This window comes from Pseudorhodoplanes sp. (genome assembly GCF_059499825.1).
This window is the reverse complement of sequence record NZ_JCABZI010000001.1, coordinates 661,961-679,160: the sequence shown is the minus strand read 5'-3', so window position 1 is coordinate 679,160 and position 17,200 is coordinate 661,961. Positions and strand designations below refer to the sequence as shown.

General features: G+C 64.7%; 18 protein-coding genes. 8 read left to right on the top strand and 10 right to left on the bottom strand.

Annotated elements, in window-relative coordinates; all coding sequences use genetic code 11:
- The 5 genes from atpA to AC5I5I_RS03280 all read left to right on the top strand — a co-directional run.
- The coding region (atpA, locus tag AC5I5I_RS03300) for a F0F1 ATP synthase subunit alpha (RefSeq protein WP_495969799.1) at positions 1–1,055 on the top strand (1,055 nt) is incomplete at its 5' end.
- A 167-nt stretch (positions 1,056–1,222) separates the two neighbouring features.
- Entirely contained in the window at positions 1,223–2,101 is an 879-nt protein-coding gene (locus tag AC5I5I_RS03295) for a F0F1 ATP synthase subunit gamma (protein ID WP_495969797.1), read from the top strand.
- A gap of 10 nt (positions 2,102–2,111) precedes the next feature.
- The gene (locus tag AC5I5I_RS03290) at positions 2,112–2,516 is read left to right on the top strand and encodes an organic hydroperoxide resistance protein (RefSeq protein WP_495969795.1); all 405 of its coding nucleotides are present in this window, start codon (positions 2,112–2,114) and stop codon (positions 2,514–2,516) included.
- A gap of 22 nt (positions 2,517–2,538) precedes the next feature.
- Complete coding sequence (atpD, locus tag AC5I5I_RS03285) at positions 2,539–3,978, top strand: F0F1 ATP synthase subunit beta (RefSeq protein ID WP_495969793.1); 1,440 nt, start codon at positions 2,539–2,541, stop codon at positions 3,976–3,978.
- Between the two features lie 140 nt (positions 3,979–4,118).
- Positions 4,119–4,529, top strand: coding sequence for a F0F1 ATP synthase subunit epsilon (locus AC5I5I_RS03280; RefSeq protein WP_495969792.1), 411 nt, complete (start codon positions 4,119–4,121; stop codon positions 4,527–4,529).
- A 101-nt stretch (positions 4,530–4,630) separates the two neighbouring features.
- Here the strand turns inward: AC5I5I_RS03280 and AC5I5I_RS03275 are convergent, their stop codons facing one another.
- Both AC5I5I_RS03275 and AC5I5I_RS03270 read right to left on the bottom strand, forming a co-directional pair.
- Positions 4,631–5,431, bottom strand: coding sequence for a tellurite resistance TerB family protein (locus tag AC5I5I_RS03275; RefSeq protein WP_495969790.1), 801 nt, complete (start codon positions 5,429–5,431; stop codon positions 4,631–4,633).
- 132 nt (positions 5,432–5,563) lie between these two features.
- Complete coding sequence (locus tag AC5I5I_RS03270) at positions 5,564–6,067, bottom strand: RNA pyrophosphohydrolase (protein WP_495969788.1); 504 nt, start codon at positions 6,065–6,067, stop codon at positions 5,564–5,566.
- Between the two features lie 116 nt (positions 6,068–6,183).
- On the opposite strand from AC5I5I_RS03270, the gene AC5I5I_RS03265 reads away from it, so the two are divergent.
- Positions 6,184–7,551 carry a caspase family protein gene (locus AC5I5I_RS03265; protein WP_495969786.1) on the top strand — a complete coding sequence of 456 codons (1,368 nt, stop codon included), beginning with the start codon at positions 6,184–6,186 and terminating at the stop codon, positions 7,549–7,551.
- A gap of 12 nt (positions 7,552–7,563) precedes the next feature.
- On the opposite strand, the gene AC5I5I_RS03260 is transcribed toward AC5I5I_RS03265, so the two are convergent.
- From AC5I5I_RS03260 to AC5I5I_RS03250, 3 genes are all read right to left on the bottom strand, one after another.
- Positions 7,564–8,718, bottom strand: coding sequence for a divergent polysaccharide deacetylase family protein (locus AC5I5I_RS03260; protein WP_495969784.1), 1,155 nt, complete (start codon positions 8,716–8,718; stop codon positions 7,564–7,566).
- Between the two features lie 131 nt (positions 8,719–8,849).
- Entirely contained in the window at positions 8,850–10,193 is a 1,344-nt protein-coding gene (locus tag AC5I5I_RS03255; RefSeq protein ID WP_495969782.1) for a S41 family peptidase, read from the bottom strand.
- Positions 10,190–11,482 (bottom strand): murein hydrolase activator EnvC family protein, encoded by a 1,293-nt coding sequence (locus AC5I5I_RS03250; protein ID WP_495969780.1) that lies wholly within the window; start codon positions 11,480–11,482, stop codon positions 10,190–10,192. The genes AC5I5I_RS03255 and AC5I5I_RS03250 overlap by 4 nt, the downstream gene beginning before the upstream one ends.
- Between AC5I5I_RS03250 and AC5I5I_RS03245 the strand changes: the two genes are divergently transcribed.
- A complete protein-coding gene (locus AC5I5I_RS03245; RefSeq protein ID WP_495969778.1) occupies positions 11,481–11,624 on the top strand; it encodes a hypothetical protein in 144 nt (47 codons plus the stop codon). The genes AC5I5I_RS03250 and AC5I5I_RS03245 overlap by 2 nt on opposite strands.
- On the opposite strand, the gene rlmH is transcribed toward AC5I5I_RS03245, so the two are convergent.
- From rlmH to AC5I5I_RS03225, 4 genes are all read right to left on the bottom strand, one after another.
- Positions 11,612–12,094 carry a 23S rRNA (pseudouridine(1915)-N(3))-methyltransferase RlmH gene (gene rlmH / locus AC5I5I_RS03240; protein ID WP_495969776.1) on the bottom strand — a complete coding sequence of 161 codons (483 nt, stop codon included), beginning with the start codon at positions 12,092–12,094 and terminating at the stop codon, positions 11,612–11,614. The genes AC5I5I_RS03245 and rlmH overlap by 13 nt on opposite strands.
- 15 nt (positions 12,095–12,109) lie before the next feature.
- On the bottom strand, positions 12,110–12,526 hold the full coding sequence (gene rsfS / locus AC5I5I_RS03235) for a ribosome silencing factor (RefSeq protein ID WP_495969851.1): 417 nt from the start codon (positions 12,524–12,526) through the stop codon (positions 12,110–12,112).
- 96 nt (positions 12,527–12,622) lie between these two features.
- The gene (locus tag AC5I5I_RS03230; RefSeq protein WP_495969774.1) at positions 12,623–13,300 is read right to left on the bottom strand and encodes a nicotinate-nucleotide adenylyltransferase; all 678 of its coding nucleotides are present in this window, start codon (positions 13,298–13,300) and stop codon (positions 12,623–12,625) included.
- A gap of 10 nt (positions 13,301–13,310) precedes the next feature.
- Positions 13,311–14,603, bottom strand: a complete 1,293-nt coding sequence (locus tag AC5I5I_RS03225; protein ID WP_495969772.1) for a glutamate-5-semialdehyde dehydrogenase — start codon at positions 14,601–14,603, stop codon at positions 13,311–13,313.
- Positions 14,604–14,827: 224 nt separating this feature from the next.
- Here AC5I5I_RS03225 and AC5I5I_RS03220 point away from each other — a divergent pair, with 224 nt between their 5' ends.
- On the top strand, positions 14,828–15,457 hold the full coding sequence (locus tag AC5I5I_RS03220; RefSeq protein WP_495969770.1) for a M15 family metallopeptidase: 630 nt from the start codon (positions 14,828–14,830) through the stop codon (positions 15,455–15,457).
- 462 nt (positions 15,458–15,919) lie between these two features.
- Here AC5I5I_RS03220 and proB read toward each other — a convergent pair whose 3' ends face one another.
- Positions 15,920–17,047 carry a glutamate 5-kinase gene (gene proB / locus AC5I5I_RS03215; RefSeq protein ID WP_495969768.1) on the bottom strand — a complete coding sequence of 376 codons (1,128 nt, stop codon included), beginning with the start codon at positions 17,045–17,047 and terminating at the stop codon, positions 15,920–15,922.
- Between the last annotated feature and the right edge of the window lie 153 nt (positions 17,048–17,200).

Below are 17,200 nucleotides of genomic sequence, written 5' to 3'. Positions count from 1 at the left end.
TCGGCCGCGGCCAGCGCGAACTGATCATCGGCGACCGCCAGACCGGCAAGACCGCGATCGCGCTCGACACCATCCTCAACCAGAAGCCGCTCAACGCGCAGCCCGACGAGAAGATCAAGCTGTATTGCGTCTATGTGGCGGTCGGCCAGAAGCGTTCCACCGTCGCGCAATTCGTGAAGGTTCTGGAAGAGCAGGGCGCGCTGGAATACTCCATCGTGATTGCGGCCACGGCCTCCGATCCGGCGCCGATGCAGTTCCTGGCGCCGTTCACCGGCTGCACCATGGGCGAGTATTTCCGCGACAACGGCATGCACGCCGTGATCATTTATGACGATCTGTCGAAGCAGGCCGTCGCCTATCGCCAGATGTCGCTGTTGCTGCGCCGTCCGCCTGGCCGCGAAGCCTATCCGGGCGACGTGTTCTATCTGCATTCGCGCCTGCTCGAGCGCGCGGCGAAGATGAACGACGAAATGGGCGCGGGCTCGCTCACCGCGCTGCCGGTGATCGAAACCCAGGCCAACGACGTGTCGGCCTATATTCCGACCAACGTGATCTCGATCACCGACGGCCAGATCTTCCTCGAGACCGACCTGTTCTATCAGGGCATTCGTCCTGCGGTGAACGTGGGTCTTTCGGTGTCGCGCGTGGGCTCTGCCGCCCAGACCAAGGCGATGAAGAAGGTCGCCGGCAAGATCAAGGGCGAGCTGGCGCAGTATCGCGAAATGGCTGCGTTCGCTCAGTTCGGCTCCGACCTCGACGCCACCACCCAGCGTCTCCTGGCGCGGGGTTCGCGTCTGACCGAACTGCTCAAGCAGGCGCAATTCTCGCCGCTGACGATGCAGGAGCAGGTGGTCGTGATCTATGCCGGCGTCAACGGCTATCTCGACGCGCTGCCGGTCAACAAGGTCAAGGAATTCGAGAGCGGCCTGCTGTCGCTGATGCGCGGCAAGCATAGCGATCTGCTCAACAAGATCCGCGATACCAACGATCTCGACGATGCCGCGGCGGCTCAGCTCAAGGGCATCGTCGACGGTTACGCCAAGTCGTTTGCGTGATGATTTTCATGTCGCTTCTTTCTTCACCTCCCCCCTTGAGGGGGAGGTCGGCGAGCGAAGCGAGCCGGGAGGGGGGTAAGCCGCAAGTTCAGAGCTTGCAGTTTACCCCCCTCCCTAACCCTCCCCCGCAAGGGGCGAGGGAATCCCACGGAGCAAGAGGGTAGTTCGTGGCCAGCCTCAAAGACATGCGCGTGCGCATCGCCGCGACCAAGGCGACGCAGAAGATCACCAAGGCCATGCAGATGGTGGCGGCGTCCAAGCTGCGCCGTGCGCAGGCGGCCGCCGAGGCCGCCCGTCCGTTCGCCGAGCGGATGGAGGCGGTGCTGCAGAATATCGCGGCCGGCATGGCCGGCTCCGACAGCGCGCCGCGCCTGCTGGCCGGCACCGGCAACGACAAGGTTCATCTGCTGGTCGTTGCGACCGGTGAGCGCGGCCTGGCCGGCGCCTTCAACTCTTCGATCGTGCGTCTGGCCCGCGAGCACATCAATCGCCTGCTCGCCGAAGGCAAAGAGGTGAAAATCCTCACCGTCGGCAAAAAAGGTTACGAGCAGCTTCGCCGCAATTACGAGAAGAACATCGTCGAGCGAATCGAACTGCGCGGCGTGCGGACGCTGGGTTACGCAAACGGTGCGGACATCGCCAACACCGTGATCGAGATGTATAATCGCGGCGAGTTCGACGTTGCGACGCTGTTCTATGCGCGCTTCAAGACCGTGATCTCGCAGATCCCGACAGCGCAGCAGATCGTGCCGCCGAAATTCGAGGCTCCCGCGGCAACGGCCGGCGCCACCGCGATCTATGAATACGAGCCCGACGAAGAAGAATTGCTGGCCGAGCTGCTGCCGCGCTACGTCGCGACCCAGATTTTCCGCGCGCTGCTCGAGAACAATGCCTCGTTCTACGGCTCGCAGATGTCGGCGATGGACAACGCCACCCGTAACGCCGGCGATATGATCCGCAAGCAGACCATCACCTATAACCGCACCCGTCAGGCGATGATCACCAAGGAACTGATCGAGATCATCTCCGGCGCGGAGGCTCTGTAGAGAGACCGTCATGGCTTATTCCGTTTCCGCGACGACCAAGGGCGGCCGCAACGGCCGCGCCATTCTCGACAATGGCGGGCTCGGGCTCGCCATGGGCCTGCAGAAGGAATTCGGCGGCAACGGCGAAGGCCACAATCCCGAGCAGCTTTTCGCGCTCGGCTGGTCGGCTTGCTTCGGACAGGCAATCCTGGCGCTGGCCAAGAAGCACGGCCTCGACGGCCAGGACGCGCGAGTCACCGTCGCGCTGTCGATGGACAAGGATGAGATCAGCTTCGGCTTCAAGGCCGAGATCAAGGTCGCGCTGCCGGGTGCCGACAAGGCCAAGCTGCAGGCACTGATCGAAGACGCCCACACCATTTGCCCGTATTCGCGCGCCACGCGCAACAACGTGCCGGTCACGCTGACCGCCGTTTGATAGAAGCTTCAAGGAGACCGAAATGGCCACACCACAGGCAGGCGCAAACCAGTCCGGAAAAATCACCCAGGTGATCGGCGCGGTCGTCGACGTACAGTTCGACGGTCATCTGCCGGCGATCCTGAATGCGCTCGAGACCAACAACGGCGGCAACCGGCTGGTGCTGGAAGTCGCGCAGCATCTCGGCGAGTCGACGGTTCGCACCATCGCGATGGACGTGACCGAGGGTCTGGTCCGCGGCCAGGACGTCACCGATACCGGCCTGCCGATCGCGGTGCCGGTCGGCCCCGGCCTGCTCGGTCGCATCATCAACGTCATCGGCGAGCCGATCGACGAAGCCGGTCCGGTCAAGTCGGACGACAAGCGGCCGATTCACGCGGAAGCGCCGGCCTATACCGACCAGTCGACCGACGCGGAAATTCTCGTCACCGGCATCAAGGTCGTGGACCTGCTCGCGCCGTATGCCAAGGGCGGCAAGATCGGCCTGTTCGGCGGCGCCGGCGTGGGCAAGACCGTGCTGATCCAGGAGCTGATCAATAACGTCGCCAAGGCTCACGGTGGCTACTCGGTGTTCGCCGGCGTCGGCGAGCGGACCCGCGAAGGCAACGACCTCTATCACGAGTTCATCGAGTCCGGCGTCAACAAGAAGGGCGGCGGCGAAGGCTCCAAATGCGCGCTGGTGTTCGGCCAGATGAACGAGCCGCCCGGAGCGCGCGCCCGCGTCGGCCTCACCGGGCTGACCCTGTCGGAATATTTCCGCGACCAGGGCCAGGACGTGCTTTTCTTCGTCGACAACATCTTCCGCTTCACGCAGGCGGGCTCGGAAGTGTCGGCGCTGCTCGGCCGTATTCCCTCGGCGGTGGGCTATCAGCCGACGCTCGCAACCGACATGGGCGCGCTGCAGGAGCGCATCACCACCACCACCAAGGGATCGATTACCTCGGTGCAGGCGATTTACGTGCCGGCGGACGACTTGACCGATCCGGCGCCCGCCACCTCGTTCGCCCACTTGGATGCCACCACCGTGCTGTCGCGCGACATTGCCGCGAAGGGCATCTATCCGGCGGTGGACCCGCTCGACTCGACCTCGCGCATGCTGACCCCGCTGGTCGTGGGCGAGGAGCATTACAACGTCGCACGTTCGGTGCAGCAGGTGCTGCAGCGCTACAAGGCGCTGCAGGACATCATCGCCATCCTGGGCATGGACGAACTGTCTGAAGAGGACAAGGTGACGGTGGCGCGCGCCCGCAAGATCGAGCGCTTCCTGTCGCAGCCGTTCCATGTCGCGGAAGTGTTCACCGGCGCGCCGGGCAAGCTGGTCGACCTCGCCGACACCATCAAGGGCTTCAAGGGCCTGGTCGAAGGCAAGTACGACTATCTGCCGGAAGCGGCCTTCTACATGGTCGGCACCATCGAAGAGGCCGTCGAAAAGGGCAAGAAGCTCGCGGCGGAAGCGGCTTAGCCGACACGATCAACGCTGCGCCGTCACCCTGAGGTGCGAGCGCAGCGAGCCTCGAAGGGCGACGGCTCGAACCGCCATCCTTCGAGGGCCGCTTCCAGCGGCCACCTCAGGATGACGGTTTGAGAACGCGGTAAGATTCAATGGCCACATTCCAATTCGATCTCGTCTCTCCCGAAAAGCTTCTCCTGTCGGGCGAAGTCGACCAGGTCGACGTGCCGGGCTCGGAGGGTTATTTCGGCGTGCTGGCCGGTCACGCGCCATTGGTGGCGGCGTTGCGTCCGGGCATCCTCACCATCATGCGCGGCGGCGAAGAGATCAAGATCGTGATCCTCGGCGGCTTTGCCGAAGTGTCGCCGGCCGGCCTCACGGTGCTGGCCGATACGGCGGCCTCGGTTGAGGACTTCGATCGCGCCGTGCTCGCGACGCACATCAAGGCCGTCGAGGAAAAGGTGGCGAAGATGGATGCGAGCGAAGTGCTGGACAAGGAGATCGCCCGGCTCGATCATTTCAAGGCGCTGGATTATCACCTGCAGGGTACCGGCCTGCACTGAGCGCGATGCTGATTGAGATGCAAAAGCCGGGCAATGCCCGGCTTTTTTGTTTGCGACTCGGGCCGCCGGCGTGGCCGCTGCCGAGCAGGCGGATTGACCGCTTACGCCGCGTTTACTTTCGCCGGCAATGAAGCGGCCTCGACGGTCGCGTGCAGGTGCCTGACCAGCGCATCGTCGAGATTGAGCCGCGCCGCGAGCAGGCCGAGATAGGCGCGCTCCGACGGATTGTCGATGTCGATCGCCAGCAGCGAGGCGGCGTAGATGCTCGCCGCTTCCTCCGGCGTGCGGGCGGCGCGGGCCACCGCGTCGACATCGAGCGGCTTGCGCAACTCATCCATCACGAAGGCCTTGTCATCGGTATCGAGCGGCAGCTTGTCCATCTCGGCGAAGATCGCAGCCTGCTCCTTCGCGTCGATATGGCCGTCGGCCTTGGCCGCGGCGATCATCGCACGCAGCAGATGCCGGCTGAGCGATTGCTGTTCGGCTTCGCTGCCCGGCGCGAACGGCGTATCGGCCGGCGGCTGCTGCAGCGAAGCAGGTCCGGCGGGGATCGTCGACTGCGTCACCGTCTTGCCGCCCTGCCAGTCGCGATAGGCCTTGTAGGCGATCGCACCGACCACGGCCATGCCGCCGAGCTGCAGCGCTGTGCCGGCCATCTTGCGTCCGGACTTCGAGCCCATCAGCAAGGCGGCAAGACCGCCGGCGACCGCACCGCCGCCGATGCCGCCCATGCTGCCGCCGAGCACGTTGCCAAGGCTACCGGCCAAACCGCCGGCGATGTCACCGATACCGCCCTGCTGCGGCTGCCGGGCCGGAACGCCGCCGCGATTCTGACCCTGCGGCAGGCCGCCCTGCATGGGGGCGCCGAGAAATTGATCGAGCAGGCGTTTCGCGTCCAGCATGGTCGGGGTCATCCTCCGGGTTCGACCGGAGTGAGCTAGGAATGCGAAATGGCAGCGCCACGGCGTCCGGATGCGGCGAAACGCCCCGCCGCATTTCTACCGGTTCGATCCGTGACGCCTGCTGCGAAAGGCTCACGTCGCAAAGCGCGAAAACGACTTCACCACGGCTTCGTAGACCGGACGCTTGAACGGGATGATAAGGCCGGGAAGATTGTGCATCGGCTCCCAGCGCCACTCGACGAATTCCGGCTTATGGCCGCCGGCGGGATTGAGGATGTTGATTTCCTTCTCGTTGCCGGTGAAGCGGAAGGCGAACCATTTCTGCTTCTGGCCGCGATAGCGGCCCTTCCATGCGCGGCCGGCGATCTGTCGCGGGATGTCGTAGGTCAGCCAGTCGTCGACCTCGCCAAGTTTCACCACCGAACGGATGCTGGTCTCTTCCTGCAACTCACGCAGCGCGGCCGCGTACAGGTCTTCGCCGTCGTCGACGCCACCTTGCGGCATCTGCCAGGAATGGATCGCGTCGACATGCTCAGGGCCGTTGGTGCGCCGGCCGATGAAGACCAGACCGGCGGGGTTCAGCACCATCATCCCGACGCAGGCGCGATAAGGTAGGTCGTCGTATTTGTCTGGCATGACGGGTTTGTGCCGGTCATCGCAATCATTTTCAAGACCGGGCTCCATAGCCTTTTTGAACCACCGGCGTCTAGACTGCGACGGATAACCAACCGGATGGGCAAGCTGTGACACCGATGCGCCGATATTTGTTTGCTGCGGGGCTAATAGCTCTGGCGTCGCCAGCCATCGCAAACGACGAACTGCTTTGTGCGAATCGCGGAGCGCCCACGCCGGACGACGCGATCGCTGCCTGCGCCCGGATCATCGCGTCCGGAACCCAGAAGGGTACAGCGCTTGCGCAAGTGCACGCTTTCCGCGCCGCCTCTCACCGCCGGAAGAAAGACACCGGCCGGGCAATCGCCGATCTCGACGCGGCGATCCGGCTCGACCCGGAATATGCCTTCGCCTATGGCGGACGCGGTTTCGCTTACATCGATACCGGCGAATATCGCAGGGCGATCGCCGACTTCACCGAAGCGATACGTCTCAATCCGAACTACGCGCAGTTTTATCACTCGCGCGGGCTCGCCTGGTCCTTTACCGGCGAACATGATCGCGCTATCGTCGATATCAGTGAAGCTCTGCGAATCGATCCGTCGAACGCGCTGTATCTGCGCAGCCGCGCCCTTTCCCATGCAGCGAAGAGCGATTTCGACCGTGCCACGTCCGATCTGCAAGCGGCGATCTCCCGCGGCTTGAAGGACGGCAACGAACTGCTCCGGCAATATGAACAGAAACGCGCGGCGGCGCCGCAGCAATCGCTGGTCACCGCACCGCAGCCATCCGCGCTCGCGCCGGTGTCCGCAGGTCCGCGAGTTGCGCTCGTGATTGGCAACGGCCGCTATCGGCACGCCACCCCGCTAGTCAACCCGGCGAACGATGCCGCTGATATCGCAACCGCCTTGCGCAAGCTCGGCTTCGAGGTCATCGAGGGGATCGATCTCGACAAGCGCGGCATGGAAGACAAGATTCGCGAATTCGGACGCAAGCTCGACCGCGCCAGCCTCGCCTTGTTCTTCTATGCCGGACATGGCCTCCAGGTCGGCGGCAAGAACTACATCGTTCCGGTCGACAGCAAGCTCGAACGTCCTGCCGATCTCGACTTCGAAACCCTCGATATTGGCGTCGTGCTTGGACAGATGGAAGCCGAGCAGCGCGTCAATCTGATCTTCCTCGATGCCTGCCGCGACAATCCCCTATCGCGCTCGTTAGCGCGCTCGATGGGAACGCGGTCGGCCTCGATCGGCTCGGGTCTCGCACAGGTGCGCAGCGCGCTCGGCACCCTGATCGGCTATGCGACGCAGCCGGATGCCGTTGCCCTGGACGGCGATGGACGCAACAGCCCGTTCACGACCGCGATGCTGAGGCATCTGGCGACGCCCGGTCTCGAAATCAGCGCGCTGATGCGGCGTGTGCGCGCCGATGTCGTCCAGGTTACGCAAGGTCGCCAAGTGCCTTGGGATCATTCGTCGCTGCTTGGCGAAGTGGTGCTGGCGCGGTGATCTCGTGCGAGATCAACTCGAGCGCGCCCGCACCGCAGCCGTGGTGATCGGAACCAGCACGATACCGCGGCCCTGCGCCGCTTTCGCCCATTTGGCGATCCGGTCGATGCTGGCCGGCAGAGCCGAGGAATACCCGACCACGACGCCGCTGCCGCCGCGCGCCATCGTTTCGAGCCGCCTCAGTGCGTTGTCGATTTCGGCCGCGCTCGGGGTCGCGTCGATCACCACCTCGGCCTTGGCATAGGGCAGCTTGTTGGCGCCGGCGATCTGACCGGCCTGGCTGCGCGGCGACGAGCCGTCATCGACATAGATCAGGCCGCGCTTGGACAATTCACGCAGCACCGGCGCGAGCGCATGATCGGACGCAGTGAAACGCGCGCCCATGAAATTACTGACGCCGACATAGCCCTGCATGCGGCTGAACAGCCAATGCAGACGATCGACATTCTGCTCGGCCGACAGCGATGACAACAGCGTCTGCGGACCGGGATCGTTCTCTGGATAATCGTGCGGCTCCATCGGCACCTGCAGCAGCACTTCGTGGCCCTTCTCGCGGGCCTGCGCGACCAGCATGTCGAGGTCGGTGCCATAGGGGGTAAAGGCGAAGCTCACGGCGTTGGGAAGTTTCGACAACGCGTTCGCGGTGGCGGTCGCGCTGATGCCGAGCCCGCCGACGACGATCGCGATCTGCGGGCCGTCCGGGTTGGACTTCCCGGCAACCGGCTTGCTGGCATAAGCCTCGAACGGCCGCAGGCCGTCGGCCGCGATCCGGGGGATCGATCCATGGCGCGACGACTCGATCAGTCGCGGATCGGCGACGCTGCGCTTGCTTTCGGCGGTGCCCCCGATCACCACCTCCTGCTTCTTGCCGGTCGAACCGTCGATGATGTTGACGGTCTGCGTTCCGGGCGGCGTTGCGTCTTTTTTCGGTGTGTCGACCGTCGCGGGCTGTTGCGGGGGCGGCGCTTCGGCGACTGCGACCGGTGGCAGGGACACCTGCGCGCTGGGTTCGCCACCCAGCGGATCGCGCACGACCGCAGCCCACAGCACGAAGCCCGTCAGGGCGGCGCCGAGCGTTGTGGCGAGACCATACGCCGCCAGTCTCGAGATCGGGAACCGGGGCTTGGGAGATCGGGTCTGGCCGAGCGGTGTGTTCAGATCATCCACGGCGGCTGTGCCCGGGATTCGCGAATCATCCGGCAAGTCTAGCACGGAGTATGATGCGGCCGGTCCGGCCAAACGAAAACGGGGCGGCCAAAGGCCGCCCCGTCGGGTCCGGAGAAAGCGCTCCGGTAATTTTAGGGCTTCGGCGCCTCGGCGCGCTTGCCGGTCGGCGGGAAGGCCGAGTTGGTCACGGTGCCGCGCAGCAGATCGACCGCCATTTTCAGCGCCTTGTCGTCCTTGGCTTCCGGCGGGATGTAGGACTGCGAGCCGGTCTGCTCGTCGCCATCGGCCTTCAGGTGGCCGCGCAGCGAGGATTCGCCCTTGGAATCGGCCCGTGCCTTCATGTCATCCGGCACATCCTGCAGCACCTCGATATCCGGGGTGATGCCCTTGGCCTGGATCGACTTGCCGGACGGCGTGTAGTAGCGCGCCGTGGTCAGCCGCAGCGCGCCATTGCCGGCGCCGAGCGGGATGATGGTCTGCACCGATCCCTTGCCGAAGGAGCGGGTGCCGAGCACGGTCGCCCGCTTGTGGTCCTGCAGCGCGCCGGCAACGATTTCGGACGCCGATGCCGAACCGCCATTGACCAGCACGATGATCGGCTTGCCCTTGGTCAGGTCGCCCGAGCGCGCATTGAAGCGCTGGGTTTCCTCGACATTGCGGCCGCGGGTCGAGACGATTTCGCCGCGATCGAGGAAGATGTCGGACACCGAGATTGCCTGATCGAGCAGACCGCCCGGGTTGTTGCGCAGATCGAGGACGAAGCCTTTCAGCTTGTCCGCCGGAATCTGGCTGGTCAGGTCGGCGATCATCTTCTTCACGCCTTCGGTGGTCTGCTCGTTGAACTGCGTGACGCGGATATAGGCCACGTCATCGCCTTCCTGGCGCGAGCGCACCGACCGCACGCGGATGATGTCGCGCGTGATGCTGATCTCGACCGGCTTCTCCGCGCCCTTGCGCATCACCCGAAGCTTGATCTTGGTGTTGACCGGTCCACGCATCTTTTCGACGGCCTGGTTCAGGGTCAGGCCCTGCACCGCTTCCTCGTCGAGATGGGTGATGATGTCGTTTGCCATGATGCCGGCCTTGGCGGCGGGCGTCTCGTCGATCGGCGCCACCACTTTCACGAGACCGTCTTCCATCGTGACTTCGATGCCGAGCCCGCCGAATTCGCCGCGGGTCTGGATCTGCATGTCACGGAAGCTCTTGCCGTCCATGTAGCTCGAATGCGGATCGAGCCCGGCCAGCATGCCGTTGATCGCGGTTTCGACGAGCTTTGCGTCGTCAGGCCGCTCGACATAATCGGCGCGCACGCGTTCGAACACGTCGCCGAACAGATTGAGGTTGCGATAGGTGTCGGCCGATGCCGCAGCGCTGGCGCTCATGCCTGAAAACACAAGCCGCGGCTGGACTGCGACCAGTGTGAGCGCTGCGCCTGTCGCCGCACCGACGAGTACGAGGAATGTCTTGCGCATCATCCGCGGACCTTCTCACTTTCTTTCTTGACCCACCACGGGCCTGAATCGACGGGTGTCCCGTCTTTGCGAAATTCTACGTAGAGCACCGGCTGGCTGGTCCCCATCTGGCGCGCTTCAACGGACGAGGCAACCGCCACTTTTGTTGTGCCGCTACCCATTACGGCGATCGGCTCGCCGGTCAGAATAAACTGTCCGATTTCGACGGAAATCCGATCCATTCCCGCGATAACGACATGATACCCACCGCCGGCATTCAGGATCAAGAGTTGCCCATAGGAGCGGAACGGGCCGGCATAGACCACCCAGCCGTCGCAGGGTGAGGTTACCTGGGCACCCGGCCGCGTCGCGACCGAAATACCGCGTTCCGTGCCGCCAAGCCCGTCGGAGGCACCGAAATCGCGAATTTTGACGCCATTAACCGGCATCGGCAGCATGGCCCGGGCGGTGGCAAAATTGATCGCCGGAGACATCCGGCCAGGATCATTGAGCGCCGCCAGAGACGGTCTGGTCGCGCCCTTGTGATCGGGTTCCGGCGCCTTGCGGGCCGCGCGGGCGGCGCTGTCGAGCCCTTGCTCCAACCGCGCGACCAAATCGTTTAGGCTTTCGGCCTGCCGGGCGAGGGTGGCTGCCTGGGTGCGGCTCTGTTCGAGAGCCTTTTCCGATTCCGCTTGCTGTTTCTGGCGCTCCTCGACCAGCAGCGTCATGCGCTTCTGATCCTCGCCCAGCGTCTTGAGGTCGTCGGAAAGCTTGCTGCGCTCGCTGGCGATGTCGCCACGCAGCCGCTGCAAGGCCAGGAGGTCGGTGGAGATCCGCTCGGCCCGGTCGCGCAATTCCGGTACGAAGGCGCCAAGCACAATGGCGCTGCGCAGGGATTTTGCCGCATCTTCCGGGCTGACCAGCAAAGCCGGTGGTGGCCGCCGCCCCATGCGCTGAAGCGCGGCCAGAATTTCTGCGATTGTTCCGCGGCGGTCGCTGAGCGACTGGCGGAGATCCTGTTCCTGCGCTTCCAGCGGCGCGACGCGCGCCTCGGTCGCCGACAGCCGGGCTTCGACGTCGCGCATGCGGGCGGCGGTGCCGATCAGGTCGGTGTTGAGCTTGCGGCGGTCGGTTCCCAGCGCTTCGATTTCGCGGCGCAGCCGGGCTTCGGTTTCGGCAGCGCGCTGCTGCTCGGCTCGTATAGCCGCCAGCTCCAGTGCGCGCGCCTTCAGGATGTCGTTGTCGGCACTGCCCGGGAGCTCCGACTTTGTGGCGCTCGACTGGGCCACGCTCTCTGGGGGGAGTGCAATCATGGCCGCAAACATGACCGTTCCCGCCACAACCGGGCGGAAAGCCGTCGTTTTCGTGAGCGACCCGTTCATTCAGCTTCTTTGTGCCGCCCAATCGCGGCCATCTTATGCCGGCGCATTAAAGATTCTGCGCTACTCGCGGTGATATGGGTGCCCGGACAGAATTGTAACAGCCCGGTAGAGCTGTTCCAGAAGCATGATCCGGACCAATTGATGCGGCCATGTTGCCTGTCCGAAATTTAATGTGAGCCGGGCGCGGTCCCGCAGCGTTTCGGCCAAGCCGTCGGCGCCACCGATGACAAACGCCGCGACCGCCTGGCCGCCGTCGCGCCAGCGGCCGATCTGGTCGGCGAAGGCTGCACTGCCGATCCCTTCGCCGCGCTCGTCCAGCAGCACGACCGCGGCGTCATCCGCAATCAGATTGGCGATGGCGATGGATTCTTCGAGCTTGCGGCGCTCGGCGTCCTGAGCCCGGCTTTCGCGGATTTCGACGATCTCGATATTGCGAATGCCGACCGCGCGGCCCGCTTGCACAGCGCGCTTCAGATAGCGGTCGGCGATCTCCGCCTCCGCGCCTTTCTTCATGCGGCCGACCGCGAGCACGAGCACGCGCATCGGTGCGATTCGCCGTCAGCTCGACTTACGCGGAGCGGCGTCTTGCGAATTACCTTTGCCGCCCGCCCACATCTTCTCGATGGCGTAGAAGTCGCGGACTTCCGGACGGAAAACGTGGACGATCACGTCACCCGCATCGACCAGGACCCAGTCGCAATGCGGCTGCCCTTCGATCCGGATGTTGTTCAGCCCGGCCTTCTTGAGATGCTCAACGACATCGTCCGCAACCGAGCCGACATGGCGATTCGAGCGGCCGGAGGCCACCACCATGAAGTCTGCGATCGATGATTTGCCGGTGAGGTCGATGCTGACAATGTCCTCCGCCTTCATCTCTTCGAGGCGATCGAGGACAATCTTCAAGGTCTGAGAGGCATCACGCGCCTCCGAGACGGTTCGCGGTACGGCACTGGATTTGGCACGAGTCCGCGCGATGGCTTGTGTGCTCAGGGGATCCTTTCCTTCTGACGTTGTGCCCGGCAGATATGGGGACTCAACACCCGCAAATGTAGGCACGTTGGGTGAATACTTTCAACCATCCTTCCGTTCCTCACCACGCTCTCTGGCCTCCCGGATGGCGGTGGAGGACAGGTCGGATTTGACGCCGTGGAGGTAAACCCAGGCCGGTGGCGGCAGGCCGGGCAGGGCGGACGCCTTGTTTTCGGGGAGCCGGGCTCGCGCGAAGCTGATCGCCGCGGGTCCCGATGCGGCCTTGAGGCTCAGGCCGCCGCGATCCACCACCGCGACGGGGAGCATCAGGAAGATATCGCGCCAGTTCTTCCAGCGATGGAAGTCCTTGAGATTGTCGGCCCCCATGACCCAGACGAAATGGGTTCCTGGAGCCTCGTTCAGAAGCCAGCGAATCGTATCGCAGGAATATTTCGCGCCGATGACGGATTCGAAGCCGGTCACGTCGATGCGGGGATGATCCGCGAGCGCCGCCGCCTGTTCGATCCGCGCTTCGAGTGACGGCAGCGTGCGTGTGTCCTTCAGCGGATTGCCGGGCGTCACCAGCCACCACATGCGATCGAGTTGCAGCTTCTTCATCGCCAGCAGGCTGGCGGCGCGATGCGCCTCATGCGGCGGATTGAACGAACCGCCGAACAATCCGATGCGCATGCCGGGCGCGTGCGGAGGCAGCGTGACGCGGGCCTTGGTGACGCTCTTGACCAGGGTGCGCGGGGGCGAATCGCCGGGCTTCATTGCCATCAGAGCGATATCACGGCCGGGTCTGCCCGCTGCCGCGCACGCGATACTTGAACGACGTCAGCTGCTCGACGCCGACCGGACCGCGCGCATGCATGCGGCCGGTGGCGATGCCGATCTCGGCGCCAAAGCCGAACTCGCCACCATCGGCGAATTGCGTCGAGGCATTGTGCAGAACGATGGCGGAATCGACCTCGTTGAGGAAACGCTCGGCGGCTTTATCGTCCTGCGTGACGATGGCGTCGGTATGCTGCGAGCCGTATTGCCCGATATGCGCCATCGCGCCGTCGACGCCGTCGACGAAGCGCGCGGCGATGATCGCGTCGAGGAATTCCTTGCCGAAATCCTCCGGGCCTGCGGGCTTCACGCGCGGATCGAGCGCGCGCACGGCATCGTCGCCGCGTATCTCGCAGCCGGCATCGAGCAGCGCTTCGATGGCCGGCTTGTAAACCTCTTGCCCCGCGGCCTTGTCGATCAGCAACGTCTCGGCAGCGCCGCACACGCCGGTGCGCCGCATCTTGGCATTGAGCGCGATCTCTTGCGCCATCGCGGGCTTCGCCGCCTTGTCGATATAGACGTGGCAGATGCCTTCGAGATGCGCGAAGACCGGAACGCGTGCTTCCTCCTGCACGCGTGCGACCAGGCTTTTTCCGCCGCGCGGCACGATCACGTCGATATTGCCGCCGAGGCCGGACAGCATCTCGCCGACGGCGGCGCGATCGCGCACCGGGACGAGCTGGATCGCATCTTCGGGCAGCCCGGCGGCGCGAAGGCCGGCCACCATGGCGGCATGGATCGCACGCGACGAGCGATGCGAATCCGAGCCGCCGCGCAGGATCGCGGCATTGCCGGCCTTCAGGCACAGCGCACCGGCATCGGCGGTGACGTTCGGGCGGCTTTCATAGATCACGCCGATGACGCCGATCGGGGTGCGGACCCGTTCGATGCTCATGCCGTTCGGGCGCTTCCAGCTCGACACGATCTCGCCGACCGGATCGTCGAGCTGCGCGACCACCTCCAGTCCTTCGGCCATGGCGTCGACGCGCTTGGCATCGAGGGTGAGCCGGTCGAGGAACGAGCCGGTCACGCCTGCGGCTTTGGCCTCGGCCACGTCGCCTTCGTTGGCGGTGAGGATCTCCGGCGTGGTGGCGCGAATGGCCTTCGCCATCGCGTGAAGCGCCGCGTCTTTCTGCTCGCGCGGCGCCAGCGCCAGCGCGCGGGCGGCCTTGCGGGCCCGCTGCCCGATGTCCTGCATCAGGCTCGCAACGGAGGCGGTCGAATCGACGGATTTGAGCGGCGCGGTCATGGTGCCCTGTCGGGTGTATGCTTGAATTTGCTTCTATCATGTAACGCTTCGCCGGGGCGAGCGTCAGGGGCCCGACAGGGCCGCCGGGCCGATCAGGATTTGAGATGGATCCGATTGTAAAAATTGAAGAATCGGCGGCGGACCGGCAGTCTGGCCGGGGCGCGAGGATGATTCGGAGATCGCTCCGCTTCGCGCTCCCAGCTCTGCTCCTGTCGGGGACAATTGTGGACGCACAACAAAGCCCGCCTGCCAGGCCGCCGGCCTTTGTCGATGCCGCGACGGTCATCCCCGAGCTGGTCGTCGACATGCGCTATTTCGGCACCGACAATTTCGTCGGTGCGCGCGTCGACGGCTACGAGGCGCCGGTCTGCGTCCTGACCCAGCAGGCGGCCACGGCGCTGGCGGCGGTGCAGCGCGACCTCAGGCCTCGCGGGCTCGGGTTGAAGGTGTTCGATTGCTACCGGCCGGCACGCGGCGTGCGCCATTTCGTGCGCTGGGCGCGCGATCCCGATACCAGCACCAAGGCCGAATATTATCCGCATGTCGCCAAGGGCAATCTGTTCCGCGAAGGCTATATCGCCTCGCGCTCCGGCCATTCGCGCGGCTCCACTGTCGATCTGACGCTGGTAAGGATGCCGGGCGGTGCGGCTCTCGACATGGGCACGCCGTTCGATTTCCTGTCACCGCAATCGGGACAGAACGGCAAGGTGAGTGCCGAGGCGCGCGCCAATCGTAAAATTCTGGCCGACGCGATGCGGGTGCGTGGCTTCATCCCTTACGACAAGGAATGGTGGCACTTCAGCTTGCGCAACGAACCGTTCCCGAACAGCTATTTCGATTTTCCGGTGCGCTAGCGCGCGAGGATTGGCCTTCAGTCGCAGGGCATCTTCGGAAAAAAAATAACGAGACATCCCGGGAGGCACCGGAATGTCTCGTTATCATCGACGTAGTGGCGGCGTACCGGACGAAGAATCGCCCCCAGCCATTCGACGAAACCGCGGGCAGGTACGGTTCAGGGGAGTCCCTGCCCAAAAACGGATCGGCGAACCGTCCGTCGAAACGCATACGCAACTGACACATTCCGACCAGTAACGGCCGGTACTTAAAGCGACCCTCATACGCGACACCACTGGTCGGAGGTTACGCGCGGCGCGATAAAGCGCTACGGTATCATTTAAGCCCGCCACAATTGATCAACATGCCGATGCGCAACACTCGCGGCAGTTTTGCAACATCGTTGCGGTATGGCTGTAGCAAACGATACCAGCGACACATTCCGGCCGTTGGTGCGCCGCACATGCGGCGACCGTTACGCTTCAGCGCCCGGACAGAACGAGATCGTCGCGGTGGATGATTTCGGTGCGGCCGGAAAAGCCGAGAATGAGCATGATATCGGCCTTTGAACGGCCGACGATCTTGCCCGCGTCCTCGGCGTCATAGGCAATGAGGCCGCGTCCGATTTCGGCGCCTTCGAGATCGCGGATCGTCACCGCATCGCCGCGCTGGAACGCACCGTCGAGACGCTTGACGCCTGCCGGCAGAAGACTGGCGCCGCGGCGCAGCGCTGCGACCGCACCGGCATCGATATGCAAGGTGCCTTTCGGCTCGAGCGCGCCGGCGATCCACTTCTTGCGCGCGGTCACCGGATTGGCCGGCGTCAGAAACCAGGTGCAGCGTCCGCCGTCGGCGATCGCGCGCAGCGGATGCATCGTCTTGCCCGATGCGATCACCATGTGCGTGCCGGCACTGGTCGCGATCTTGCCGGCCTCGATCTTGGTGACCATGCCGCCGCGCGACAATTCCGAGCCGGAGGCGCCGGCCATCGCTTCGATCTGCGGCGTGATGCGCTCGACGACGGGAATCAGATTGGCGCTGGTGCCCGCGCCCGGCGGCGCATCGTAAAGCCCGTCGATGTCGGAGAGCAGCACCAGCAGATCCGCGCTCATCATGGTGGCGACGCGCGCGGCGAGCCGGTCGTTGTCGCCATAACGGATTTCGGTGGTGGCGACGGTGTCGTTCTCGTTGATCACCGGCACGCTCTTCCATTGCAGCAGCCGGTCGATGGTCGAGCGTGCGTTGAGATAGCGGCGCCGCTCTTCGGTGTCGCCGAGCGTCACCAGGATCTGCCCGGCGGTGATGCCGTGGGTGCCCAGCATCTCCGCCCAGATGCGGGCGAGCGCGATCTGCCCGACCGCGGCGGCGGCCTGCGAATCTTCCAGCGCCAGCGCGCCCTTGGGCAGCTTGAGCACCGAGCGGCCGAGCGCGATCGCGCCGGACGAGACCGCCAGGACGTCGCGCCTGCCGCCATGCAGCCAGGCGATGTCCTCGCACAGCGCGCGCAGCCAATCCTCGCGCAGCCGGCCGGCGGCGGAATCGACGAGCAGCGACGAGCCGACCTTGATGACGATGCGGCGGAAATCGGTGAGGGCGAGAAGGCGAGGCATGACGGTGGTTCCTACCCTTCCCTAAACGGTGGGGCAATGCATCAGCCGCAGGCATCAGTTCACCCGCCCCCTTGTGGGGAGGGTCGATCGACTGAGCGCAAGCGAAGGAGATCGGGGTGGGGAATGATAGCGATAAAGTCGCGGCGCCGCCGG